Below are 26,768 nucleotides of genomic sequence, written 5' to 3'. Positions count from 1 at the left end.
ACCGGAGAGCAAGATTAACTGCTCTCCGATTTTTGCTAGCTATCTGGGCTTAACTCTGCAATTAAATTCGCTTTTAAGTTTGCCTCTTGCTGTTCGGTTAATGCATCCCCATCTTCCGTCGAGACGATAAATAGATCTTCTGCTCGTTCACCAATCGTGGTGATTTTAGCCGTATCTAACATCAGACCACTGCTTCTAAAAACCTCACCAATATTTGCCAAAATACCTGGCGCATCAAAGGCGATAATCTCAATTTGAGTACGTTTACGCTTGGTAGGTAAGAAGGTGATTTCTGGCTCAAATTTAAATTGGCGTTTAATGCGCATTAAGCGTGTTTGTTGGCAGTTGACTGTTTCTGGTGCAATCAAACCGCGCTCAATAGCGGCTTTTAAGCGTTGTATCTTGTCAGGGTCAATATGCTCACCATCTTGTTCTAAAACGGTAAAGGTACTAAGCGAGAAGTCATCTCGACTAGACAGAATCTTTGCATCATGCACGCTGAGTTTTTTATTGTCTATTTCAGTAACAACAGAAGAGAAAAGAGCTGGCATATCTTTATGATAAACAAAGATCTCTGTTGCACCGCGCTCATTTTTGTCGCTGATTAATACCATCGGTTGGCTGTGATCTTTATGCTGCAATAGATTCGTGGTATGCCACACAATTTGTCGCGAATGATAACGGAAGAAATAGTTTAAGTTAAAACGTTTCCATAACGGCTTTACATTTTTCTCTTCAATGCCAACTTCAAGTAGTGCAGAGAGTGTTTTACGCTGCCTATCTCGTATTCTGTCACGAATGTCTGGTGGGTTTTCTACACCACGGCGGAGCATTTTTTGTGTGCTGTAATAAAGTTCACGCATTAACGTACCTTTCCAGCTATTCCAAGTGTCTTCATTGGTGGCACAGATATCGGCAACGGTTAAGCAGAACAGATAATTAAGGTGTTTTTCATCGCGAACTAGCTGTGCAAATTCCATGATCACACGAGAATCACTGATGTCTCGACGTTGCGCAGTCACCGACATAGTAAGGTGTTCTTTTACTAACCATGCTACAAATTTACTCTCGTAACGACTTAATCCATGTAATTCACAGAATGCACAGGCATCAACAGCGCCTAATGTTGAGTGGTCACCTTTTTGCCCTTTGGCAATATCGTGAAAAATGGCGGCTAAAAATAGCAGTTCAGGTTTTTCCAGATAGTTGTAGCGCTCATGCGCTAAGGGATGGGTCTCTTTATTAGCTGGGTAGTTATAGATGTTTTTAATTAATTTATGAGTGTGTTCATCAACTGTATAGGCATGAAATAGGTCAAACTGCATCTGACCAACGATACGGCTCCATTGCGGGATATAAGCGGCTAATACGCCATATTTATGCATTAACGTGAGTGCTAGTCCCATACCGCGAGGGTGGCGCATAATCTCCATAAAAATAATGCGACACTCTGGAATGTTCTGTAACCACTGCGTTAAACATCGTCGCGCTTCACGCAGTTCACGTAGTGTCGGAGAGTAGATGCCCTGAACACGCGCATCGTTGGCGATGTGCAAAAATAGACTCAGAATGGTTTCTGGGCGATCACTAAACAGATAGGGGGTTTTTAGCTCTATCATCTGATCGCGAAGTTGAAAGTGTTGGTCAATACTTTCTATTTTTTGGTTTAAGTTGCCTAAAATCGCTTCGTCGAAATATTGCAACAACATATCGTTGAGCTCTTTAACGCGATGAATGGTTTGATAAAATGCCTTCATCATCTGCTCAATGGCTTCGTTAGCTTGTCCTGTATAACCTAAAAGTGCAGCAACCTCACTCTGAAAATCAAAGAGTAATCTATTGTCAGGGCGTTTAGTGACCGTATGTAACGCAAAACGAATCGTCCACAAGAAAGTTTGGCAATCGACTAACTCTCGGTATTCACCGGGGGTAATATAATTGAACGTAGTTAGCTCTAATAAGCTGTGTGCATTAAAATGGCATTTTGATATCCAAGCAACTGTTTGTAGATCGCGCAAGCCACCAGGGCCATTTTTGATATCGGGCTCTAAGCTATAACCATCACCATGGCAGCTTTTATGGCGGCCGATCTGTTCCTCTTTTTTGGCGATAAAGAACTTATCTGAAGGCCAAAATGAATCATTTTCTAATGTTTCTTGTAACTTCTTGAAGGTTTGTTTATTGCCGATTAAAAAGCGTGCTTCAAGCATGCTCGTTGCTATGGTGATATCAGTTTGACCCTGCTCATAACAATCTTGCAAGGTACGGACACTTTGTCCTACATCGAGCTTAAGATCCCATAGTAGAGTGATAAATTGACTTATCTTTTGTTCTGACTGCTCACTAAAACCGGACTCAGAAAGAATTAATAGATCAATATCTGACTTAGGGTGCAGTTCCCCTCTGCCATATCCACCCACTGCTATTAGTGCGAGATCGTAGCTTTCGCTTAATCCCACAAAATCCCATAAGCGTGTTAATAGTTCATCAATATAACGTGCACGTTGTTTTACAAGCAGAGTAATATCATGTTTGTTTTTAAATGCTTCAATTTGCCAATCATTAAAATCTAGATGGTGCTTTTTGAGAAAGGGAATAGTGAGATTGTCTGCGCTGATTTTTAGTGGGGAAAGGTGTTCAAAGTCCATGTATACCTCTGGTTGGGATATTCACTCCCTAACTCAAGTTGAGTCAGAGAGTGTTAATAGCAACGATTAATCGTGTTTAGCTTAATTGTGGTTAATAATACGCTCAATAGTCTCTTCTGGGCGCAGTGTTAAAATTTCAACACCTGTTTCTGTTACTAATAATGTGTGTTCCCATTGTGCTGATAGGACTTTTTTGCGTGTTTCAACAGTCCATTCATCTTTTAGTACTCTGCAGGCTTCGGTTTTTTTGCCCTGATTGATCATTGGTTCAATAGTAAAGCATTGACCCGCTTGTAATACTTCACCAGTACCTTTTTTACCGTAATGTAAAACCTGTGGTTCTTCATGGAAACCAATGCCGATACCATGTCCACAATATTCACGTACTACAGAGCAGGTATTTGATTCTGCATGTTTTTGAATCGCAGCACCAATATCACCTAGACGTGCGCCTGGTTTAACCATGTTAATACCTAGGTATAGACACTCTTGAGCAATACGAGATAAACGATCTCCTGCGATTGATTGACCAATAATGAACATTTTTGAAGTATCACCGTGGTAACCATCTTTAATGACGGTGATATCAACATTCATAATATCTCCCTCTTTGAGGGCTTTATCATTTGGAATACCGTGACAAACAACATGGTTTAAAGAGGTACAGATCGATTTAGGGAAACCATGGTAGTTTAAAGGGGCTGGAATTGCGCCTTGTACATCAACAATGTAGTCATGACAAATTTTGTCTAATTCGTTGGTTGTTACACCTACCTTAATAAAAGGTTCAATCATGGCTAATACGTCCGCTGCTAGTTTCCCTGCAATGCGCATTTTCTCGATTTCGTCACTTGTTTTTATGATAGCTGCCATCTTATTTCTCTTCTTTATTTGTTTAGATAGTTAATAGTAGAACTATAAAGAAATATAGTGATACGCGCTAGTGAAGTTTAACCTCTTTATTTGTAAGGGGAGGAATAAAAAAACAACTATTTCGTCAAAAACTGATAGGACAATATTTGAGTTAATTGACATAATGTGATATAAAGCGCATCGAGTTTAATAGTTCAATTTTGAGCGATTAAGACTCACTTAACTTATTACTATTAGTTGTTACTTTTTTTCATTTATATGAAGGGGGACAACAGTAGTAATTACAATAACACACACGTATCGACACGTAACTCGGGGTGCTGCTTTCAACTTGTTGAAACTGGTCGAGTTTGCGGGATGCGTGGAGGCCTAACCCCTACTAAAGGAAATTCAAAATGGCAACAGTATCAATGCGCGACATGCTACAAGCTGGCGTACACTTCGGTCACCAAACTCGTTACTGGAACCCAAAAATGAAGCCATTCATTTTCGGTGCACGTAATAAAGTTCATATCATCAACCTTGAGCAAACAGTTCCAATGTTCAACAAAGCACTTAACTTTTTAGAAGCAAAAGCGGCTAAAAAAGGTAAAGTTCTTTTTGTTGGTACTAAACGTGCTGCATCAGAAGCGGTTAAAGAAGCTGCAATCAGCTGTGACCAATTCTATGTTGATCACCGTTGGTTAGGTGGTATGTTGACTAACTGGAAAACAGTTCGTCAATCGATCAAACGTCTGAAAGACCTTGAAGTTCAAAGCCAAGATGGTACTTTTGAAAAGTTAACTAAGAAAGAGGCGCTAATGCGTACTCGCGAATTAGAGAAACTTGAAAAAACACTTGGTGGTATCAAAAACATGGGCGGTATCCCAGATGTAATCTTCGTAATCGATGCTGATCACGAGCACATTGCAATTAAAGAAGCGAATAACCTAGGAATCCCTGTTATCGCTGTTGTAGATACTAACTCATGCCCAGATAACATCGATTTCGTTGTTCCTGGTAATGATGATGCTATCCGTGCTATCAAACTGTACTTAGATGCAGCTGCACTGACTGTTAAAGAAGGTCGTCAAGCAGACGTTGCAATCGCAGCAGAAGCAGACGGTTTTGTTGAAGAAACAGCTGAGAAATAAGTTCTTCTAAATTTAGAAGCTCTTATTAACTAATCAAATGATGGTTAGTTATCAGGGGAGTTTAGGCTCCCCTTTTTTTTGTAGACAAATATTAGGAATTCGACAATGGCTATTACAGCTAAGCAAGTTAAAGAACTTCGTGAACGCACAGCAGCGGGCATGATGGATTGTAAAAAAGCATTGGTTGAAGCAGATGGCGACATCGAGCTTGCAATTGAAAACATGCGTAAATCAGGTGCAATCAAAGCAGCTAAAAAAGCTGGCCGTATTGCAGCTGAAGGTGTTGTTTTAGCGAAAACTGAAGGCACTTCTGTTGCTCTTATCGCTGAAATTAACTGTGAAACAGATTTCGTTGGTATGGATAAAAGCTTCTTAGCATTTGCTAATAAAGTTGCTGATATCGCACTAGCAAATAAAGTAACTGATCTTGAAGCACTAGCTGCACTAGCATACGACGACATCACTGTTGAAGAAGCGCGCGCTAACCTTGTTGCTAAAATCGGTGAAAACATCTCTATCCGTCGTTTACAAATCGTTGAAGGTGAAAACCTTGGCGCATACGTACACAGCGGTAAAATCGGTGTTATCTCTGTACTTACTGGCGGCGACGCAGACCTTGCTAAAGACATCGCTATGCATGTTGCAGCTGCTTCTCCTACATACGTTAAGCCGGGCGATGTTCCAGCTGAAGTAGTAGCTAAAGAGAAAGAGATTCAACTACAGATCGCTATCGATAGTGGTAAACCTGCTGAGATCGCTGAAAAAATGGTTACAGGTCGTATGGCTAAATTCACTGGTGAAGTGAGCCTTACTGGTCAACCGTTTGTTAAAGATCCTTCAATCAAAGTTGCTAAGCTTCTTAAAGATGCTGGCGCAGACGTTGAAACTTTCATCCGCATTGAAGTTGGTGAAGGTATTGAGAAAAAAGAAGAAGATTTCGCAGCAGAAGTTGCAGCTACACTAGCAGCAGCTGGTCAGTAATCTTTACTTCTAAACAATAAGCTTGAAGTTTGTTGTAAAAATAGGAACCGCGGCTAGCTCTGCGGTTCTTTTACATTTAAAGTACGAGATAAGTTGTTGAAATTTCATTAATAAGTCGTTTAATATTTAAACAATTTATTAATGTAATTGCTAATAGCCCCCCATAGAGGAATGAATTTTATGAGCACTAATCCAAAATCAGCTTACCGTCGTATTTTATTAAAACTAAGTGGTGAAGCACTTGTTGGTGAGGAAGGGTTTGGTATTGACCCAACCGTTTTAGACCGTATGGCGTTAGAGATAAAATCGCTAATCGAAGCTGGTGTACAAGTTGGCCTGGTTATCGGTGGCGGAAATATTTTCCGTGGTGCTGGTCTTGCGGAAGCTGGAATGAATCGTGTTGTTGGCGATCATATGGGTATGTTAGCAACGGTTATGAATGGTTTAGCGATGCGTGATGCATTGCATCGTTCACATGTTAACTCGCGTTTAATGTCTGCGATCCCATTAAATGGTGTTTGTGATGATTATAACTGGGCAGAAGCGATTAAATACCTTAAATTAGGCACTGTCGTTATTTTTGCTGCTGGTACTGGTAACCCATTCTTTACAACGGATTCTGCTGCTTGTTTACGCGGCATTGAAATCGAAGCGGATGCCGTGTTAAAAGGCACCAAAGTTGATGGTGTTTATGATGCGGATCCGGTGAAAAATCCAGAAGCAACACTTTATAAACAGATCGATTACCAAGTAGTGCTTGAAAAAGAGCTGCAAGTAATGGATTTAGCTGCATTTACATTAGCGCGTGACCACAGTTTACCGATTCGTGTATTCAATATGAATAAACCAGGCGCATTAAGCCGTGTGGTATTAGGCGAAGATGAAGGCACAACTATTACACATTGTGCATAGTTGTATTTCGGTTAGTTAACGTTATAACTGTCGTTATAAAAAGAACAGATAATATTAAATATTTTGGGAAAAGAATATGATCAATGAAATTAAAGACGATGCACAATCACGCATGGGTAAAAGCATCGAGTCGTTTAAAGGCCAATTAGCTAAAATCCGCACCGGTCGTGCACACCCTAGCTTATTAGATGGCATTATGGTGCCATACTACGGCAGCAATACACCACTTCGCCAAGTAGGTAACGTATCGACTGAAGATTCTCGTACACTGACAGTGACGGTATTTGACGCGACATTAATTGCTGCTGTTGAAAAAGCGATCATGGGCTCAAACCTAGGTTTAAATCCAATGTCTGCTGGTACGGTTATTCGTATTCCTCTTCCTCCATTAACAGAAGAGCGTCGTAAAGACTTAATCAAAGTTGTTCGTGGTGAAGCAGAGAACTGTCGTATTGCGATCCGTAATATTCGTCGTGATGCAAATGGCGACTTGAAAGAGTTAGAAAAAGAGAAAGAGATCAGTGAAGATCAACAGCGTCAAGGCGAAGAGTTAGTGCAAAAAGCAACTAACGATAGCGTTAAGCTTGTTGATGACCTATTAGCAGTGAAAGAAAAAGAGTTGATGGAAGTTTAATACTTCGCGATAACTTTGTGAGCAGGAAAATTTTTTTCTTGCTCTCTTTACTACTTTATAAGGTACGAGTAAACGCTGTGACAGAACAACAAATATTGCCAAAACATGTTGCTATCATAATGGATGGTAACGGTCGTTGGGCAGAGAGCAAAGGTAAGCATCGTGTTTTTGGGCACAAGCATGGCGTCAAGTCACTGCGTAAAGCGATCTCTTTTGCTGCAGAAAAAAAAGTTCAAGCATTAACTATTTATGCGTTTAGTAGTGAAAATTGGAAACGACCTGAAAAAGAGGTCAATATGTTAATGGAGCTCTTTTTCACCGTCTTAGGCAGTGAAGTTAAAAAGCTACAAAAGCATAATATTAAATTAAAAATTATCGGTGACATCTCAGCTTTTAGCGAACGTTTACAGAAAAAGGTACTTCAGGCTGAAAAGGATACCGAAAATAATAGTGGGCTGGCATTAAATGTTGCCGCTAACTATGGTGGTCGTTGGGACATTACCCAAGCGACTAAACAGATTGCAACATTGGTGAAGCAAGGTGATTTAGCAATAGATGATATCACTGAAGAACGATTCCATAACACGCTAACGTTAGGTCATTTACCCGCAGTAGATCTTATGATTCGTACGGGTGGAGATCATCGTATTAGTAACTTTTTATTGTGGCAAATGGCATATGCAGAACTTTATTTCTGTGATGTTTTATGGCCAGACTTCAATGCCGATGCATTTCAAGATGCACTGGATGTATTTGCCAGCAAAGAACGTCGCTTTGGGCAAACCAGTGAGCAAGTTGCTCGTCGCTGATTTTTATAACTAAATTTAACAGGACGTTTCTGTGAAACAACGAATTATTACGGCACTATTTTTGGCGCCACTTGCTATCGCGGGCATTTTTTTATTACCGCTTAAATTTTTCATGCTGTTTACCGCTGTTATCTTTTTGCTTGGTAGTAAAGAGTGGGCTTCCTTTGTTAATCCTAAATCAGTTTCTAGCCCAATCCTTTACATCTTCGGTTTTGTATTAGCAATCACACTTTTATTATTGCCTATCGGGCAATTATGGACAGCAGAAGGGGTTAATCCGCTTATTCATTACGGGTTAATTGGCGCTGCAATTTGGTGGTTCGTTTCATTAGTTTTGGTTGTGACTTATCCGAAAAGTGCCGCTTGGGCACGAAGTAAAAGTATTAAGGCTCTATTTGGCCTATTGACATTAATCCCTTTCTTCTGGGCGATGGTAACATTACGTTCGGTAAATATTCATCATGATTTCTATTATGGTGGCGCATTATTATTATTTGTATTCTCACTGGTTTGGGCTGCAGATAGTGGCGCATACTTTTGTGGCAGAGCTTTTGGCAAACATAAACTAGCACCTAACGTAAGCCCGGGTAAAACCATTGAAGGTTTTGTTGGTGGCGTAGTGAGCGCGATGGTTGTTGCTTTTGTTGGTAGTATTTTACTGGATATTACTGAAGATAAAATGGCACTGTTTTTTGTTGCGTCACTGATTACAACGCTTGTTTCTGCATTGGGTGATTTAAGTGAAAGCATCTTTAAACGTGAGGCTGGCTTAAAAGATAGTGGTAACCTATTACCAGGACATGGCGGTATCTTAGATCGTATTGATAGCTTAACAGCGGCAGTGCCAGTATTTGCTCTTACTTATCTGCTGTGGTTAAACTAATAAATGAAAAATTTAGCCATTTTAGGAGCAACTGGATCTATCGGAGCCAGTACCCTTAGTGTTTGCCGCAGTAACCCAGAACGCTATAATGTAACACTGTTAGTTGCTTCTAAAAGTGTCGATAAGATGCTGTTATTATGCACAGAATTTAATCCTACCTATGTTGCAATGAGTTGTCCTGTAGCAGCATCTGAATTAGCTAATAAATTAAAGCATAGCAATTGTAATTCGCAACTTATCAATGACGAACAAGCCTTATTACAGCTATTACAAAGTAATGAGATTGATGCAGTGATGGCCGCTATTGTTGGTGGTGCTGGTTTAAAAACAACATTAGCAGCAGTAGAAGCGGGTAAAGAGATATTTCTCGCGAACAAAGAATCACTAGTGATGTCTGGGCAGTTATTTATCGATGCCGTTAAAAAGTCAGGTGCAAAACTATGGCCTGTAGATAGCGAACACAATGCGATATATCAAGCGCTTTCTCCGGCTTTGCAAGAGAGTATTGGCCACTGTGACTTACGTGGCGAAGGTGTTTCTAAAATATTACTCACTGGGTCGGGTGGTCCGTTCTTAAATAAATCCTTATCAGAATTTCCTACTATTACGCCTGCTCAAGCGATTAAACACCCTAATTGGTCGATGGGACAAAAAATATCGATTGATTCAGCGACCATGATGAATAAAGGGCTCGAGTATATCGAAGCGCGTTGGTTATTTAATGCATCACGCGAACAACTACAGGTCATTATTCACCCGCAATCAGTCATTCATTCAATGGTGCAATATATTGATGGTAGTGTGATTGCACAAATGGGCAATCCTGATATGCGCACCCCTATTGCCCATGTTATGGGTGGGGGGACGCGTATTGAAAGTGGTGTTGGGCATTTAGATTTTTTTAGTTCCCCTGAGTTTAGTTTTATGGCGCCTGATTTTGAACGCTACCCATGTTTAAAATTAGCAATGGATGCCTGTTATCAAGGTCAACATGCGACCACTGTGTTAAATGCAGTCAATGAAGTTGCTGTTGATGCCTTTTTATCGGGTAACATTAAATTCACGCAAATATCTCAGTTAGTTGATCGTGTATTACAACAGACCGAGACGCGTGAAATCAGTGCAATCGAACAGCTGTTAGAAATTGATACACAGGCTAAAGACGCTGCACTTAATATGATACAACGAGATCTTTTATGTTAACGATGTTATGGAACTTAGGCGCATTTATTGTTGCCCTGAGTATTTTGGTGGCCATTCATGAGTATGGTCATTTCTGGGTAGCAAGACGTTGTAGCGTAAAAGTACATCGTTTTTCTATCGGTTTTGGTAAGGTCTTATTTAAGCGTACCGATAAACAGGGCACGGAATTTGCGATTGCTGCGATCCCCCTAGGTGGTTACGTTAAAATGTTGGATGGCCGAGTTGAAAGTGTGCCTGAAGATCAACAACAATTTGCCTTCGACAACAAAACGGTTTGGCAAAGAATTGCCATTGTCGCAGCAGGTCCACTTGCTAACTTTGCCCTCGCTATTGTCGCTTTCTTTTTGATGTATTTGGTTGGTGTTAATAGCGCTAAACCTGTCATTCAAGGTGTTACGGCAGATTCACCCATGTCGGTGATAAGTGAACATATCCCTGCGCAGCAACGTTTTCAAATTATGGCGATTAACGAAACTGCCGTTGGCGATTGGGAAGCATTAAATTTAGCCCTTGTAAGTCAGATTGGTGAGAGTGGGTTTGATATCACAATAAAATCGCTAACCAATGAGTTGGTTGAACCTATCTCGATAGTTAAGGTCTCACTGTCGAATTGGGTGTTTGATCCAAAAACAGAATCGATTATTCGTAGTTTAGGGTTGTTGCCTTATCGTTCTCAAGTACATTTACAAGTTGCAGAGGCCACTACAGATGGTGCTGGCTTTCAAGCTGGATTAAGAGCGGGTGATAAGCTTATTGCTGTTGATGGTATTGTTCTTCAAGATTGGTCGCAGTTTGTTAGCGCAATTCAGCAAAATGCCAATACCACATTAGCATTGCAAATTGAAAGAGAATCAACTTTATCTACGTTATCATTAACACCTAAATTACAGGCGGCTACTGGCAATGGAGTGATTGGTGTATCACCTGTTGTTGAACCATATCCAGATGCTTATCGAGTAAAGCTTCAATTTGGTCCTATTGATGCTTTTGTTAGAGGGGTTGAAAAGACAGGTCAATTAACCAAACTCACCTTTGATACCTTAATAAAATTAGTGACAGGTGATATCTCAGTTAAAAATCTGAGTGGTCCAGTCTCAATTGCTAAAGGCGCCGGTGCAAGTGCAGATTATGGTATTGAATATTTTCTTGGCTTTTTAGCGTTGATTAGTGTCAATCTGGGGTTAATGAATTTAATACCACTGCCTGTTTTGGATGGCGGACATCTGCTTTATTACTTTGTTGAAGTGATAACAGGGAAGCCTGTACCGGAAAAAATTCAAGAGGTTGGCTTTAAAATCGGTGGTGCTATTTTAATGGCACTGATGAGTATCGCGATATTGAACGATTTTAATTTACTGTAATAGTTTGATAAATCATTATAGAAGCCTATAAAATACGGGCTTAAATAAAAACACAGCATAAGTGTTATAAGGGATTCATATAAAGATGTTCAAGAGATATTTACTAGCAACCGCATTTGCCTTCAGTAGCTGTTTTTCAATGGTGTCATTGGCTGAAAAAATAACTATTTCAGATCTTCAATTTGAAGGGTTGCAACGCGTAACATTAGGGGCTGCATTATTAAGCTTACCAATACGCGAAGGGGACTTAGTTGATGATTACCAACTTGCTCAAGCGGTGAAAAAACTTTATGCAAGTAGCCATTTTGAAAGCATTGAATTAGAACGTGCGGGTGATGTACTTATCTTTAAGGTTAAAGAGCGCCCGACGATCAGTAATATTGGCCTTTCTGGTAATGATAAATTAAGTGAAGAGCAAATTTTAGATTCTCTCGGTTCATCTGCGATTCAAGTGGGTGAGCCCCTTGATCGAACAACCCTATCTGGCATCGAAAAAAGCTTAGAAGACTTTTACCACAGCGTGGGTAAATATAGCGCTCAGGTTGAAACGGTTGTTACCCCTCTTCCACGTAATCGCGTTTCAATTCAGTTTGTTTTCCGTGAAGGATTAACAGCGAAGATAGAACAAATAAATGTTGTCGGTAATACGGTTTACTCTGACCAAACACTGTTAAAAAGACTCACTTTGTCCGACTCTGGTGGTTGGTGGGATTTTTTCGCTGATGATAACTACCAAAAGCAAAAATTAGCCGGTGACTTAGAAGTCATCAAAAGTTATTACTTAGATCGTGGTTATATCCGCTTTAATATCGATGACACTCAAGTTGCCTTAACGCCGAATAAAAAAGGTGTTTATGTGACCGTTAATGTGAATGAAGGCGATATCTATAAAATTGGTGGTGTTCAATTCATCGGTGACCTATTAGGTAATGATGAAGCAATTGAATCGTTAGTTCCTTTTGCTGAAGGGGATGTTTATGCCGCTTCACAAGTGGCCTTTACAGAGCAAAGCATCCGCAAGTATTTTGGACGTTTGGGTTATGCTTACCCTCAAATAGTCACTTACCCAGAAGTAGATGACGAAACTAATACGGTCATCGTAAGTTTCTCTGTGGAACCTGGACAACGTGGCTATGTTCGTAATATTAATATCTCAGGTAATACTACTACAGCAGACGTTGTGTTGCGTCGTGAGATGCGTCAGATGGAAGGTGGTTGGTTATCCAGTGAGAGCATAGAGTTATCTAAAAATCGTTTAAATCGTTTAGGCTTCTTTTCACAGGTTGATATTAATACTGAACGAGTGAGCGATGATTTAGTGGACTTAAACGTCAATGTAGAAGAGCAAGCATCTGGTTCATTTAATGCTGGTGTCGGTTACGGTACGGAATCAGGGTTAAGCTTAAGCGGTGGTATTAGCCAAGATAACTTCTTAGGTACTGGTGACAAACTGGGGTTCGAAGTTAAATTTAATGACTATAATCGCAGTGTTAATGTGAACTATACCACCCCCTATTTGACCAAAGATGGTGTGAGTGGCGGTGTGCGTGTGTTTTATGATCTATTTGAAGCGGGTGAAGCAAATATTGTTGATTATACCAATACAACTTATGGTGTACGTTTCAACATGGGATTCCCGGTTAATGAAATTAACCGCTTAGGATTTAGCTTAGGTTGGGAAAATAATACCATTTCACAACTTAAGGCCTATGAGCAGTTAAGTCTGTTTTGGGATATATATAGCTCACAGCTTGAGGGTGATAGTTCAGCCAGCTTCCAAGATTTTGATATTACCGCTAAATGGACGCGCAATAACCAGGATAAAGGACGCATGGCAACACAAGGTATGAAACATGACCTATGGGCGAAGATGACTATTCCTGGTTCTGATTTACAATATTTCAAAGTTAACTTTGATATCAGTAACTACCAGCGTATTACCGATGATGGGGAATGGACAACACTTTTACGTGGTACCTTAGGTTACGGAAACGGCTATGGTAAATTTGAAGGTAACGATCAAATTCTGCCTTTCTTTGAAAACTATTATGCAGGTGGTTATCGAACAATACGTGGCTTCTCAAGTAATACAGTCGGTCCGCGTGCAATGTACAAAGGCGAATCTGCGGGTAATAGTACAATGTTGCTGACTGATAATGCAGTAGGTGGTAATGCTAAATATACTGTCAGTGCTGAAGTTATTTTCCCGGTACCTTTCTTAGATGAAGCTTATACACGACAAGTGCGTAGTAGTTTGTTTATTGATGCGGGTGAGGTATGGGATACTGAGTTTGATCACGACTATTATAGCCAACTAACTTGTTCATATAACTGTGAGTATTTTGGCGATTTCTCGAAACCAGGTAGAATACGTGTTTCAATGGGGACGCAGTTAACTTGGGTATCTCCGATGGGACCGTTAGTATTTACACTTGCATGGCCATTAAAAGAGTATGAAGGCGATAGAACTGAAGTATTCTCGTTTAATATTGGTGATACTTTCTAACTATTTTTTAAGTGCCTGAAAGGCTTGTTTTTTTAATTTATAATTTATTTTTTCTATGGAGCAAAACAGTATGAAGACCTTTTTAAAAGCAGCAACATTAGCAGTAGCGATGATCTCTATTCCAGTAGTAAATGCTGCCGATGTGCAAAAAGTAGGGGTTGTTTTTCCTTCTAAAATCATGAAAGAGTCACCACAACGTGAGCGTATTATTAAAAAGCTAGAAGATGAATTTAAAGGACGTTACGTCGCTCTGCAAAAGCTTGAAGAAGAGATCACTAAAATCGAGCAAACGTTAAAGCGTGATGGCGAATTAATGAACAATGATGAAGTGACTGCAATGCAACGTAAAGTTGAAGTTAAACTTTCTGAGTACAAGTTAAATCGTAAAGCATTTGAAGAAGATAACCGTCGTCGTCAAGGTGAAGAGCAACAAAAAGCACTTGTTTTAGTACGTGACGTTATCAATGACGTAGCCAAAGAAGAAGGTTTCGATATCATTTTAAATGGCGAACAGGTTGTTTATGCAAAACCTGGGTACGATATCTCAGACTTAATTATTGAAGAAATTAGTAAAAAATAGGTAGATCGATATGACACAAACATTAGCGCAATTAGCTGGGTTATTAGGCGCACAACTGGTTGGTGATGAGTCACTGGTTATTAAGCGGTTAGCAACTTTTGATAGTGCTGCAGAGGGAGATATCACCTTTGTTTCAGATAAGAAATTATTATCACAACTTGCAAACTGTCATGCTAGTGCCATTGTGCTACCGACTGCTGTAATGGCTGGCTATCAAGGTAATGCATTGTTTATGGATAATCCCTATGTGGGTTATGCGATGCTGGCTTCTATCTTTGATACTACACCGAATTTAGCGGTTAACATCGCTGATTCTGCACAGATTGATAGTAGCGCGAAAATTGGAAATAACGTTGCAATCGCTGAAAATGTGGTGATTGGCGCTAATGTTGAAATTGCTGATAATTGCCAGATATTTGCAAATGTAGTGATTGGTCAGCAGGTTAAAATTAATAAACAGACTAAGATCTACCCTAATGTAACGGTTTATCATGACTGCCAAATTGGTGAACGATGTATCATTCATGCAAATAGCGTGGTGGGCAGTGATGGGTTTGGTAATGCACCATACCAAGGAAAGTGGGTGAAAATACCACAAATAGGTAAGGTTATTATTGGTGATGATGTCGAGATCGGCTCATCCACAACGATCGACCGTGGTGCACTTTCTGACACAATCATTAAAGATGGTGTAAAAATTGATAACCAGTGCCAAATTGCACACAATGTTGTTATTGGAGAGCATACTGCGATTGCAGGGGGCTCTAACATTGCGGGCAGCACTAAAGTTGGTAAAAGCTGTATTATAGGTGGTGGCGTGGCGATGAATGGCCATCTAACTATTGCGGATAACGTGGTTATCACTGGTGATAGCATGGTAGTGCGTAATATTGACCAAGCAGGCATATACTCTTCAGGTGTACCTGCAATTGAAAATAGACAGTGGCGAAAAAATACAGCTTATATGTTAAAAATAGAAGATCTATTTAAACGTGTGAAGCAACTTGAAAAACAATTACAAGATAAAGACTAAGGAATATTCAGTGAGCAACGAATTAAACAGTTTAGATATTAAAGAGATCATGAATCTGCTTCCACATCGCTACCCGTTTTTATTGATAGATCGCGTTGTCGATTACGTGCCGGGCAAAACATTAAGTGGTTATAAAAATATCTCATTCAACGAGCCTCAGTTTCAAGGGCACTTTCCGGGTACACCGGTATTCCCTGGTGTGATGATCATTGAAGCATTAGCACAAGCAACAGGTGTCTTAGCCTTTGCAACCTACGGTAAGCCTGCTGAAAACGAGCTATATTTTTTAGCGTCGGTTGATAAAGTACGTTTTCGTAAACCAGTGGTGCCAGGTGATAAACTTGAACTTGAAGTTATTTACTTAAAAGAGCGTCGTGGTATGGGGAAATTTGAATGTACTGCTAAGGTTGACGGCGAAGTTGCCTGTCAAGCAATGATCATGTGTGCAAGAAGAGAGATCTAATGACTAATAACAATATTCACGAAACAGCAAAAGTCCACTCAACAGCGATTGTGCATGAAACGGCAATCATTGGTGCTAATGTGGAAATCGGACCTTATACCATCATCGGTGCGCGTGTTGAAATCGGTGAAGATTGTTGGATTGCGCCACACGTAGTAATGAACGGCCCAACAAAAATGGGTAAAGGTAATAAAGTCTTTCAGTTTGCTTCTGTCGGAGAGGATTGCCAAGATCTAAAATATAACGGTGAAGAGACCTTCTTAGAGATTGGTGATAATAACGTTTTCCGTGAAAGCTGTACGATTCATCGTGGTACTGCGCAGGATAATGGCACCACAAAAATTGGTAATAACAACCTATTAATGGCTTATGTACATGTAGCGCATGACTGTATTCTTGGCGATAATATTATTCTTTCTAATAATGCGACATTAGCGGGTCATACTAAGCTTGCTAATAACGTGATTATCGGCGGCTTATCTGCATTGCATCAATTTACCCGTGTCGGCGAGTATGCAATGATTGGTGGTTGTTCTGCGGTAAACAAAGATATTCCACCTTACTTTATGGCATCGGGTAACTACGTACAAGCACAGGGTATTAACTCTGTTGGCCTCAAACGCCGTGGCTTTAGTAGTGCTGCTATAATGGAAATCAAACGTGCTTATAAAGCATTATGCCGTGATGGTAATAGCTTAGAAGATGCAAAAAATATTATTGCCGCTAAAGTTAAAGAAACGCCTGAGCTTAAAGTGTTGCATGACTTCTTAAACGAAGAGAGTCGCGGTATCGTTAGGTAATTTGTGTATAACACAAAATGTGATTCACCTTTAAAGGCTCATCAGAGCCTTTTTTTTTCAGAATATTTTATGAGCGAATGATTATGACTAAACCATTACGTATCGGTTTAATTGCTGGTGAAGCTTCCGGTGATATTTTAGGTGAAGGGTTAATAAAAGCACTTAAGGTACATTATCCTGATGCGATATTTGAAGGAATCGCTGGGCCTAAAATGATCGCTCAGGGGTGCACTGCTTTACACCCTTTAGAAGCACTATCGGTAATGGGCTTTGTTGAAGTATTAGGAAAATTGCGTAGCATTCTATCGATTCGAAAATCGATTACGCAACATTTTCTGAACAACCCTCCAGATATCTTTATCGGTATTGATGCCCCTGACTTTAACCTAACTGTAGAACTTAAACTCAAGGCACAGGGTATTAAAACGATCCATTATGTGAGTCCTTCAGTTTGGGCATGGAAGCAATGGCGTATTCATAAAATAGCCAAAGCGACGAACTTAGTCTTAGCATTTCTACCCTTTGAAAAAGCATTTTACGATCGTTTTAATGTGCCTTGTCAGTTTGTTGGTCATACATTAGCAGATCAACTGCCAATCATTCGTGAAAAAGATCAAGCGCGTGATCGCTTGTCATTAGAGACGGATGAAAAAATACTTGCGATATTACCGGGTAGTCGTAAAGCGGAAGTTGGTGTGTTAGGACCACTATTTTTAGAAACGGCTAAAATTATCCATCAAAAGCATCCAGAGTATCGCTTTATCGTACCAATGGTTAACGATCGCCGTAAACAACAGTTTATGGAACAGGTTAATGAGATAGCACCAGATCTCCCTATCACGCTGTTTGATGGACACTCAAGCGATGTATTACAATCTGCGGATCTGGTTTTATTAGCTTCTGGTACTGCAGCATTAGAGGCGATGTTAGCTAAAGCGCCAATGGTTGTTGCTTATAAAGTCAGTACATTAACCTATATGATTGCGAAATCACTTTCTAGTGTAAAATATACTTCGCTGCCTAATCTTATCGCTGACCGAGAGGTTGTGAAAGAGCTCAGTCAATATGACTGTACCGTTGAAAAAATGGTTGCTGAATTAGAACGGTTGATTGCTGGTGGTGGTGAACAGATGATCGAAATATTCACTGAATTACACCAATTAATTAAATGCGATGCAGATAAACAAGCGGCACTTGCTGTGGTTAACTTAATAGAGAAAAACAATGGTTGAAAAAAAGAGTAAAGCGGTCGTGCAATTTGAAGAGGTCATTTACCCTGATCTAGAACTGATTGCTGGTGTTGATGAAGTCGGTCGTGGTCCTTTAGTGGGTGATGTCGTGACAGCCGCTGTTATCTTAGATAAAAACAACCCGATTGCAGGTCTTGCTGATTCTAAGAAGCTAAGTGAGAAAAAACTTGCGCTAATGTTTGATGAGATTCAAGCGAAAGCACTATGTATCTCGGTTGGGCGTGCTTCACCTACTGAGATTGATGATATTAATATCCTGCATGCCACGATGCTTGCTATGCAACGCGCAGTGCAAGGCTTAGCTATCCAGCCTGAGTTTGTGTTTATTGATGGTAATCGTTGCCCTGCGCTTTCTATGCCGAGCGAAGCGATCGTAAAAGGCGATGCACGTGTTGCTGAAATCAGTGCTGCTTCTATTATCGCTAAAGTAACCCGTGACCGCGAGATGGAAGCGTTAGATAAACGTTATCCTGAATATGGGTTTGCAAAACATAAGGGTTATCCAACAAAAGCACATTTTGAAGCCTTAGAAAAACATGGTGCGATTGATGAATATCGTAAAAGCTTTAAACCTGTAAAAAAAGTGTTAGGCCTTTTATAAAGCTAGAACGTTTTAAGGCTGGAATGCTTGATGCTTTCTGGTGTATTTTTGTTTATGGCCTTCAAGCCTTTTAGCATCTTTTTGTTTTTAGCCTTATGGCATGTTTATTTTATCCTATGGAAATTGTATGTCCGAGTTAGCTGTTAAGTCCGATCCTAAATTTATCCACCTGCGTGTCCACAGTGATTTTTCAATGGTGGATGGACTGACTAAAGTAAAACCATTGATTGCGAAAACAGCAGCCATGAATATGCCTGCGTTAGCGATCACCGATCAAACTAATTTTTGTGGTTTGGTGAAGTTTTATGGTGCAGCACATGGTGCGGGTATAAAACCATTAGTCGGTGCAGATCTTTGGGTACAAAGCGAAATTTTTGGTGGTGAGCAGTTTCGTATTACGACACTCGCAATGGATAACGTCGGTTATAAAAATGTTACTGAGCTTATCTCCAAGGCTTACCTACGCGGTCATGTCGCTGGTCGTGCTGTTATCGACCAAGACTGGTTAATCGAACATAGCGAAGGGATATTACTGCTATCGGGCGCTAAAGAGGGCGATCTTGGCAAGATGCTCCTGAAAGGTCATTTTGATATTGCAGAGCAGATAACGCAATTTTACCAAACCCATTTCCCAGATCGTTACTACTTAGAGCTTATCCGTACTAACCGTGTTGATGAAGAAACTTATCTACATCTTGCACTTGATTGGTCTGAGCAGCATAAATTACCGGTAGTGGCGACCAACCAAGTGGTGTTTGTTGATGAACACCTGTTTGATGCACATGATATTCGTGTTTGTATCAATCAAGGTTATACACTCGGTGATGATCGTCGCCCTAAAGAATACAGCCCTGAACAATATCTACGTAGTGAAGAGGAGATGTGTGAACTATTTTCAGACATTCCAGAAGCACTACAAAACAGTGTTGAAATTGCTAAACGCTGTAATGTCACCCTACGTTTAGGTGAATACTTCCTACCTGATTTTCCAACGGGCGATAAATCCATTGATGAATTCTTTTGTGATGTATCACGAGAAGGGTTAGAGGCACGCTTAGAATTTCTATTTGATAAAAACAGTCCTGAGTTTGCAGCTATTCGCAAACCTTACGATGAGCGTTTACAGGTAGAGCTAGACGTTATTAATACCATGGGATTTCCAGGTTACTTCCTGATCGTAATGGAATTTATCCAATGGAGTAAAGATAACAAAATACCTGTAGGGCCTGGTCGTGGTAGTGGTGCCGGCTCACTCGTGGCCTATGCATTGAAGATCACCGATCTTGATCCATTAGAACTCGAGTTACTGTTTGAGCGATTCTTAAACCCTGAACGTGTCTCGATGCCCGATTTCGATATCGATTTCTGTATGGATAGACGTGATGAAGTAATCGATCACGTTGCTGAGCTTTACGGGCGTGATGCGGTATCACAGATCATCACCTTTGGTACGATGGCGGCAAAAGCGGTAATACGTGATGTTGGCCGTGTATTAGGGCACCCTTATGGTTTTGTTGATGGTATCTCTAAATTAATACCGCCAACACCGGGTATGACCCTGACCAAGGCGTTTGAAGAAGAGCCTCGCTTACAAGAGCGCTATGATGGTAGTGAAGAGGTGCGCGATTTAATCGATATGTGTCGTACTCTTGAAGGTACGATTCGTAACGCAGGTAAACATGCGGGTGGTGTTGTTATCTCACCCACTACGATTACCGATTTTTCGCCACTGTACTGTGATGATGAGGGTAACAACCCGGTTACACAATACGATAAAAATGACGTTGAAACAGCGGGTCTAGTAAAATTCGACTTCTTAGGATTACGTACCCTGACTATCGTGCAATGGGCGATAGATATGGCCAACGAGCACAACAAAGAAGATGGCAAAGACCTGATCGATATCGAACGTATCAGTCTGACCGAGCCACTTTGTTTTGAGTTACTAAAGCGCTATGAAACAACCTCGGTGTTCCAGTTAGAGTCGCGTGGTATGAAGGATCTTATTCGTCGTCTTCAACCAGATTCTTTTGAAGATATGATCGCACTGGTAGCACTGTTTAGACCGGGTCCGTTAGGTTCGGGTATGGTAGATAACTTTATCGAGCGTAAGCATGGACGTGAGGCAGTTTCTTATCCGGATGAGAAATGGCAGCATGAATCACTGAAAGGTATCTTAGAACCGACCTATGGCATTATTTTATACCAAGAACAGGTAATGCAGATTGCGCAGGTACTTTCTGGTTATACCCTTGGTGGCGCCGATATGCTTCGTCGTGCAATGGGTAAAAAGAAACCAGAAGAGATGGAAAAACAGCGTGCGACCTTTGAAGAAGGAGCGGTTGCAAATGGCATCGATGGCGAGCTAGCGATTAAGATTTTCGATTTGGTAGAAAAATTCGCGGGCTATGGTTTTAATAAATCTCATTCAGCGGCTTACGCACTGGTTTCTTACCAAACATTATGGATGAAAACCTTTTATCCATCGTATTTCATGGCCGCAGTAATGTCTGCGGATATGGATAATACCGATAAAGTAGTTATCCTGGTGGCAGAGTGTCAGCGTATGGGCTTAAACCTCTGTCCACCGGATGTGAACGAAGGTCTATTTAAGTTTAATGTTGATAAAAATCAGCGCATTATTTACGGTATTGGTGCAATTAAAGGGGTTGGTGAAGGGCCCGTCGACGCTATTATTGAAGCACGTGCTGAAGGTGGTAAATTTAAAGATCTCTTTGATTTTTGTACTCGTATCGACCTTAAACGCTGTGGTAAACGAATTTTAGAGAAACTGATTCTTGCTGGTGCATTAGATAATTTAGGGCCGCACCGTGCGGCGTTAATGGCGAATCTACCGAGTGCGTTAGAAGCGGCTATTCAGCATAAAAAAGCGGAGTCGTTTGGTCAAACGGATCTGTTTGGCGTACTGACAACGGATAGTGATGAGATTGAAAATATATTCTCTACGGTTGAGAAATGGCCAGAAAAACAGTGGCTAGCAGGTGAGAAAGAGACCCTTGGTTTATATTTAACTGGGCACCCAATTGATCAGTATGAAACACATATTCGTGCTTTCCACTGTACTAAAATTGGTGATCTTACGCCGAATCGTCGTGGCCAAAATAGCCGTATTGCTGGCTTAATCTTAGCGATGCGTGTGATGGTGACCAAGGCAGGCAAGCGTATGGGGATTATTACCCTTGATGATAAAAGTGCGCGCTTAGAGATCACTGTTTTTGCTGATCTATTAGATCAATATGAAAACTTATTAGTAGCCGATAATGTCATTATTCTACAGGGGCAAGTAAGCGAAGATTTCTTCAATGGCGGTTTAAAAATGAATGCCCGTGAAGTGATGAGTATCGATCAAGCGCGCGAACGTTTTGCATCAAAATTACGTTTAAAAGTACACGCTAACAATGTCGGTCCTAACTTTCAAACACAATTACAAGCGGCACTTGAGCCTGCGATGGGTGGGGTATGTCCCGTTTTTATTGAATATACCAATGCCACTGCACAGGCTGAGTTAACGTTAGGGCTATCGTGGGCAGTCACGCCGACCGATGATCTGCTCTTTGCATTGTCCAAGCTAGTGGGTGAAGAGAATGTTAGCCTGCATTTTGATCATGTAAACGGGTAATAATAGTTGTTAGCTGTCAGTTTTTAGCTGTCAGCTTTCAGGAAAATTCTTAACCACAACTCCACCTAGGAACAATTTACAGCAGATGAAACATCAAGATCTATTTACTACTTTTCAAAGCGAACTTTCTGAGTTAGCGTCACTTAATGCTTCCTTTAAAGTCGCATTGAGTGGCGGTCTTGATTCTGTTGTATTGTTACATCTTTTCTCGCGTATAAAAAATTGTGAGGTGATAGCGCATCATGTTCATCATGGCTTAAGTGATAATGCTGATCATTGGGTACAGTTTTGTACTCAATTCTGCACGGCTATTAACATTCCTCTTACCGTGAGTCACGTGACGCTCGATAAGAAAAGTCGCACCAGTCTTGAAGCATTAGCGCGTGAAAAACGTTATGAGGTGCTAAAAAAAGGCTTTAATAATAATAGCTACTTAGTTACTGGACATCATCAAGATGATCAACTAGAAACGGTGTTATTGGCATTAAAACGTGGTGCAGGGTTAACGGGTTTACAGGGAATCGTAGCTCAGCAAGCGTTAGCAGAAGGCCATCTAATTCGTCCTTTGCTTAACTTCTCGCGAGAACAGTTAGAGCACTATGCTGCTCAGTTTCAACTAAACTGGATTGAAGATGAAAGTAATACGGATCAGCAATTTGATCGTAATTTTATCCGTCATAGTATTGCGCCTCTGTTGAAACAGCGTTGGCCTGCCATCACCAAAACCGTTTCACGCAGCGCTAAGCACTGCCAATCTCAGCAGTTGTTGATTGATGAAATAACGGAGTCTGATTTTATTTTATGCCAATCAACAGCACTTGCTTTAGATATTGAGCCATTAACAGCACTTTCAGTAACACGTAGAAATAATGTATTACGCGACTGGTTTAAGCTGGCTGGTTATCAATATCCATCGACAAAACAACTTGCGACGATCTGGCAAGATTTGGTATTAGCACAAAGTGATGCTACGCCTAAAGTTCGATTGCAGGGAATTGCCGTTTGTCGTTATCGTCAGGCGATCTATTTGGTTGATGAAAGTAAACTACTCAATCAAGCACCGCGAATAGTGTGGCAAGGGGAGCAGCAGGTCAGTTTAGGCAATGGAAAAATGATGTTGAAATTTGATGCTAGCGATGATTTTTTAAAGCAACAACACTTAGTAGAGATCTGCTTTAGAGAGCATCTTGCAAGTGATTTTAGCTGTAAACCAATCGGCAGAAATAAAGGTCGTAGCCTGAAAAAGCTCCTACATGAGTTTCATGTCGCCCCGTGGTTGCGCAATAGCGTGCCACTTATTTTTATTGATGGTGAGTTAGTGGAAGCTGTTGCTCTTTTTAGCTGTGCCAATACGGCTTCAGCTGGGCTGCGGATTACGCTTCTTTAAGACCATATTGTGTGCTTTTTGTGTATATAGTTTTTTATCTGCTGTTGCAAACAGCTGATTTGCATCTTGACCAAGCACCCAATGTGCAAACCCGATACTAGTAGAAAAGCCTAGTTCTGTTAAAAAAGGGGTTTTACCCACTTCTAATAATAATCGTTCTGTTACTTTATCAACTGAATGTTGATCGCCTGGCTGTAAAATCAATACAAATTCATCGCCACCTAAACGAAACACCATATCTGAAACACGGATGATCTTAGTGAGAATAGCGGCAAAATGTTGCAATACTTGATCTCCCTTAAGATGTCCCCAATTATCATTAATAGGTTTAAAGTCATCGATATCAAACAGCATTAAGGAGAGAGATTGCTGGCTGCGGCAACTTTGCTCAATAGCACGCTGTAAGCTTTCATCATAATAAGCACGGTTACCCACATTAGTCAGATGATCTTTAAATACTAATGCATTTAATTCAGCAAATTTTAGTGCGTGGCGTAAACAGGGAACCAGTAGTTCGTGTAACTCAACGAATAACTGCCCTTCACTCATCATTAATGGTTTATTACTTTGGTAAGTGATAGAGCCAATACGAGGTGATGTTGATGACAGTGGTAAATTATAGGTATTACTGCAAAGGTACTTTTCTTGATTATTTAAGCTAAATAACCCATGTGCAGATTGAAAGCGTATATTAAAAGGGCGGATAATTCTTGCCACTATAGAGGCAAAATTTGTTAATAGCTGCTTAAGATCCAAGTTCTCCTGCAGCAGTGCTAAACATGTCGCGCGTGTATCACTGCTTAACGTTAAACCATTTGAAGCAAAAGTAACCACCTTATTATTAATAGGATAGGTAGCTAATGTTGCATCTTTTTTTGCTTTCATAATGGTTCCCTTTTCTTTTTACGATGATCATCAATAGAAAATATTCATTAGATAAATGCACTTTTCGTGCCAACATACAAACAGCATTGATTTATAAATGACGATATTTTCCTTTGTCTTTACTATGCTTAGCATAAGTTTAATCAACCATTTTTTAAGTTATTGGGCTGGTTATCGAACCTATTATTCACATTTAGAGCGGAGATAAATAGGGTTAGGGAGGTTATACAAAGGTGTTAACTGATCTTTTATTATTACTTTTATTTGCCATTATTAGTGTTATTTTTTTTAGGCGCATCCGTCTATCAAATATTGTGGCGTATCTATTTACTGGGTTTGTGCTCGGTCCGTCGCTGCTCAATATATTAAACTCCTACCATGAACTGGAACTGATTGCAGAATTTGGTATTGTCTTTTTAATGTTCTCGTTAGGGCTTGAGTTTTCACTCACTAAATTGATCGCAATGCGCCGTTCAGTTTTTGGTTTAGGCGCATTGCAGGTGATCGTCTCCTTCATTATGTTTTATTTTATCTGTCAATTTTTTGTAATGAGTTGGCAGCAATCTTTTACCGTTGCCGGTATTCTGACGATGTCATCAACGGCGATTATTGTAAAAGTACTCTCTGATCAGCAGCAACTTCACTCCCAAACGGGCAAGCTAGCAATTGCTATTTTACTCTTTCAAGATCTAGCGGTTGTGCCTTTTTTAATTATTATCCCCATCATTGCGATGCCAAACATGGACAGTGGGTTAGTACCCCTTCTTAGTATGGCCTTTGTAAAAGGTGCACTTGCCGTTGCTGTATTACTGGCAATTGGTCGCTGGATATTACCGCGTTTCTTTGATGAGATGGGGCGCATACGTTTCGATGAAGTGTTTATATTATCCAATCTCTTTGTCACTCTTTTTGCCGCTTGGTTTACGCAATTCCTCGGTTTATCGATGGCACTAGGGGCTTTTCTTGCCGGCATGATGCTTGCTGAAAGTCACTATCGCCATCAACTCTCTGCCGATATTCGTCCTTTTAAGGATATTCTGATGGCGATATTTTTTATCTCCATTGGTACCTTGCTGAGTTTTGATATTCTACGCGATAACTTAGCGCTATTGTTGTTGATGGTGGTTGGCATGATGCTCGCTAAACTGATTACTATTACCTTAGCTGCGTTGCTGATGAAAGAGAAATTAACGACATCACTAGGGGTAGGTATCGCACTCGCTCAAATGGGCGAGTTTGGGTTTATTTTAGTGGCACTCGCGAGTAAGTATCAATTATTAGATGAGGAGTTATCATCACTGTTAATTGCAACCGGGGTAATTAGCATGTCCCTTACGCCATTACTAGTGAAGTACAGTCAAACAATCACCCGTGAAGCATTACACCATTATGAAAAAGTTTTTCGTCTTCAAAAACCTTTACCCGGTCAATTTTCAGACCATATCATTATCTGTGGTTATGGTCGTGTAGGGCAGATTGTTTCACGCTTTTTACGTACCGAATCACTGCCATTTATCGCGTTAGATAGAGACCCTATGCGTGTCAAAGAGGCAAGGGAAGGGGGCGAGAAGATTGAGTTTGGTGATGCTAGTCGGCGTGAAATATTGCTCGTTGCAGGTATTGAAAAAGCAAAACTACTCATAATTACCTTTAATGATTTACAGCGTTCATTAGCTCTGCTGACTCAAATCCGAGAACTTAATGCAGATGTGAAAGTGTTAGTGCGGACAAAAAATGATAAAGGCATTGATGAGTTACACGAAGCGGGGGCAACTGAGGTGATTCCAGAAGTATTAGAGGGCAGTTTAATGCTAGTCGCTCATGTACTTTATCTCTCAGGTGTTCCACGTAGGAAAATATTAAAGCGTTTAGATTGTGAACGTAAAACCAAATACCAACATCTGCATGGTTTTTATTATGGTCATGAATCGAGTCAATCAACTAAAAATGCTTGGACGGTTGAAAAATTGCATGCGGTTATTTTATCTAGTTCTTCCGGTTTTATTGATAGCGCTGTTTTAACGTTTCATTTAAACGGTGTCACGATTAAATCGTTACACCGTAAAGGGGGAGAAGAGATCTCTATTACCGATAAAACCAGCTTCCATGCTGGAGATGTGGTGCTATTGCAAGGGGATAAATACGACCTGTTAAAAGCTGAATCTATATTGCAAGGCAAAAGCTAG

Annotated in this window: 21 protein-coding genes; 18 read left to right on the top strand and 3 right to left on the bottom strand. The window is 40.4% G+C overall.

The window, feature by feature from the left end; translation table 11 throughout:
• Positions 1-35: 35 nt before the first annotated feature.
• Together glnD and map are read right to left on the bottom strand one after the other, a co-directional pair.
• A complete protein-coding gene (gene glnD / locus QQK09_RS02460; protein ID WP_284202526.1) occupies positions 36-2,648 on the bottom strand; it encodes a [protein-PII] uridylyltransferase in 2,613 nt (870 codons plus the stop codon).
• Between the two features lie 81 nt (positions 2,649-2,729).
• Positions 2,730-3,521 (bottom strand): type I methionyl aminopeptidase, encoded by a 792-nt coding sequence (gene map, locus QQK09_RS02455; RefSeq protein WP_284202525.1) that lies wholly within the window; start codon positions 3,519-3,521, stop codon positions 2,730-2,732.
• A 395-nt stretch (positions 3,522-3,916) separates the two neighbouring features.
• Between map and rpsB the strand changes: the two genes are divergently transcribed.
• From rpsB to tilS, 17 genes are all read left to right on the top strand, one after another.
• Positions 3,917-4,654, top strand: coding sequence for a 30S ribosomal protein S2 (gene rpsB, locus QQK09_RS02450; RefSeq protein ID WP_284202524.1), 738 nt, complete (start codon positions 3,917-3,919; stop codon positions 4,652-4,654).
• A gap of 105 nt (positions 4,655-4,759) precedes the next feature.
• Positions 4,760-5,635, top strand: a complete 876-nt coding sequence (gene tsf, locus QQK09_RS02445; protein WP_284202523.1) for a translation elongation factor Ts — start codon at positions 4,760-4,762, stop codon at positions 5,633-5,635.
• 180 nt (positions 5,636-5,815) lie between these two features.
• Positions 5,816-6,547 carry a UMP kinase gene (gene pyrH / locus QQK09_RS02440; RefSeq protein WP_284202522.1) on the top strand — a complete coding sequence of 244 codons (732 nt, stop codon included), beginning with the start codon at positions 5,816-5,818 and terminating at the stop codon, positions 6,545-6,547.
• A 76-nt stretch (positions 6,548-6,623) separates the two neighbouring features.
• A complete protein-coding gene (gene frr / locus QQK09_RS02435) occupies positions 6,624-7,181 on the top strand; it encodes a ribosome recycling factor (protein ID WP_284202521.1) in 558 nt (185 codons plus the stop codon).
• A gap of 119 nt (positions 7,182-7,300) precedes the next feature.
• Positions 7,301-7,990, top strand: a complete 690-nt coding sequence (gene uppS / locus QQK09_RS02430) for a polyprenyl diphosphate synthase (protein WP_431312574.1) — start codon at positions 7,301-7,303, stop codon at positions 7,988-7,990.
• Between the two features lie 31 nt (positions 7,991-8,021).
• On the top strand, positions 8,022-8,873 hold the full coding sequence (locus tag QQK09_RS02425) for a phosphatidate cytidylyltransferase (RefSeq protein ID WP_284202519.1): 852 nt from the start codon (positions 8,022-8,024) through the stop codon (positions 8,871-8,873).
• 3 nt (positions 8,874-8,876) lie between these two features.
• Positions 8,877-10,076 (top strand): 1-deoxy-D-xylulose-5-phosphate reductoisomerase, encoded by a 1,200-nt coding sequence (ispC, locus tag QQK09_RS02420; RefSeq protein ID WP_284202518.1) that lies wholly within the window; start codon positions 8,877-8,879, stop codon positions 10,074-10,076.
• The gene (gene rseP, locus QQK09_RS02415; protein WP_284202517.1) at positions 10,070-11,437 is read left to right on the top strand and encodes a sigma E protease regulator RseP; all 1,368 of its coding nucleotides are present in this window, start codon (positions 10,070-10,072) and stop codon (positions 11,435-11,437) included. Before ispC ends, rseP begins: the two co-directional genes overlap by 7 nt.
• 85 nt (positions 11,438-11,522) lie before the next feature.
• Positions 11,523-13,943, top strand: coding sequence for an outer membrane protein assembly factor BamA (bamA, locus tag QQK09_RS02410; RefSeq protein ID WP_284202516.1), 2,421 nt, complete (start codon positions 11,523-11,525; stop codon positions 13,941-13,943).
• A gap of 70 nt (positions 13,944-14,013) precedes the next feature.
• On the top strand, positions 14,014-14,523 hold the full coding sequence (locus tag QQK09_RS02405) for an OmpH/Skp family outer membrane protein (protein WP_284202515.1): 510 nt from the start codon (positions 14,014-14,016) through the stop codon (positions 14,521-14,523).
• Positions 14,524-14,533: 10 nt separating this feature from the next.
• On the top strand, positions 14,534-15,556 hold the full coding sequence (gene lpxD, locus QQK09_RS02400; RefSeq protein ID WP_284202514.1) for a UDP-3-O-(3-hydroxymyristoyl)glucosamine N-acyltransferase: 1,023 nt from the start codon (positions 14,534-14,536) through the stop codon (positions 15,554-15,556).
• A 10-nt stretch (positions 15,557-15,566) separates the two neighbouring features.
• Positions 15,567-16,019 (top strand): 3-hydroxyacyl-ACP dehydratase FabZ, encoded by a 453-nt coding sequence (gene fabZ, locus QQK09_RS02395; RefSeq protein ID WP_284202513.1) that lies wholly within the window; start codon positions 15,567-15,569, stop codon positions 16,017-16,019.
• A complete protein-coding gene (lpxA, locus tag QQK09_RS02390; protein ID WP_284202512.1) occupies positions 16,019-16,819 on the top strand; it encodes an acyl-ACP--UDP-N-acetylglucosamine O-acyltransferase in 801 nt (266 codons plus the stop codon). Before fabZ ends, lpxA begins: the two co-directional genes overlap by 1 nt.
• 83 nt (positions 16,820-16,902) lie before the next feature.
• Entirely contained in the window at positions 16,903-18,051 is a 1,149-nt protein-coding gene (gene lpxB, locus QQK09_RS02385; RefSeq protein ID WP_284202511.1) for a lipid-A-disaccharide synthase, read from the top strand.
• Positions 18,044-18,670 carry a ribonuclease HII gene (rnhB, locus tag QQK09_RS02380; protein ID WP_284202510.1) on the top strand — a complete coding sequence of 209 codons (627 nt, stop codon included), beginning with the start codon at positions 18,044-18,046 and terminating at the stop codon, positions 18,668-18,670. Before lpxB ends, rnhB begins: the two co-directional genes overlap by 8 nt.
• Positions 18,671-18,797: 127 nt before the next feature.
• Complete coding sequence (gene dnaE, locus QQK09_RS02375) at positions 18,798-22,310, top strand: DNA polymerase III subunit alpha (protein WP_284202509.1); 3,513 nt, start codon at positions 18,798-18,800, stop codon at positions 22,308-22,310.
• A gap of 85 nt (positions 22,311-22,395) precedes the next feature.
• Positions 22,396-23,697: a tRNA lysidine(34) synthetase TilS gene (gene tilS, locus QQK09_RS02370; protein ID WP_284202508.1), complete on the top strand. Its 1,302-nt coding sequence runs from the start codon at positions 22,396-22,398 to the stop codon at positions 23,695-23,697.
• Here tilS and QQK09_RS02365 read toward each other — a convergent pair.
• Positions 23,668-24,582 (bottom strand): GGDEF domain-containing protein, encoded by a 915-nt coding sequence (locus QQK09_RS02365; RefSeq protein ID WP_284202506.1) that lies wholly within the window; start codon positions 24,580-24,582, stop codon positions 23,668-23,670. The genes tilS and QQK09_RS02365 overlap by 30 nt on opposite strands.
• A 233-nt stretch (positions 24,583-24,815) precedes the next feature.
• On the opposite strand from QQK09_RS02365, the gene QQK09_RS02360 reads away from it, so the two are divergent.
• Entirely contained in the window at positions 24,816-26,768 is a 1,953-nt protein-coding gene (locus tag QQK09_RS02360; protein WP_284202505.1) for a cation:proton antiporter, read from the top strand.

Origin of the sequence: Psychromonas marina, from assembly GCF_030161115.1 — a bacterium.
GTDB classification, from domain to species: domain Bacteria; phylum Pseudomonadota; class Gammaproteobacteria; order Enterobacterales; family Psychromonadaceae; genus Psychromonas; species Psychromonas marina.
This window is presented reverse-complemented; position numbering and strand designations above follow the sequence as displayed.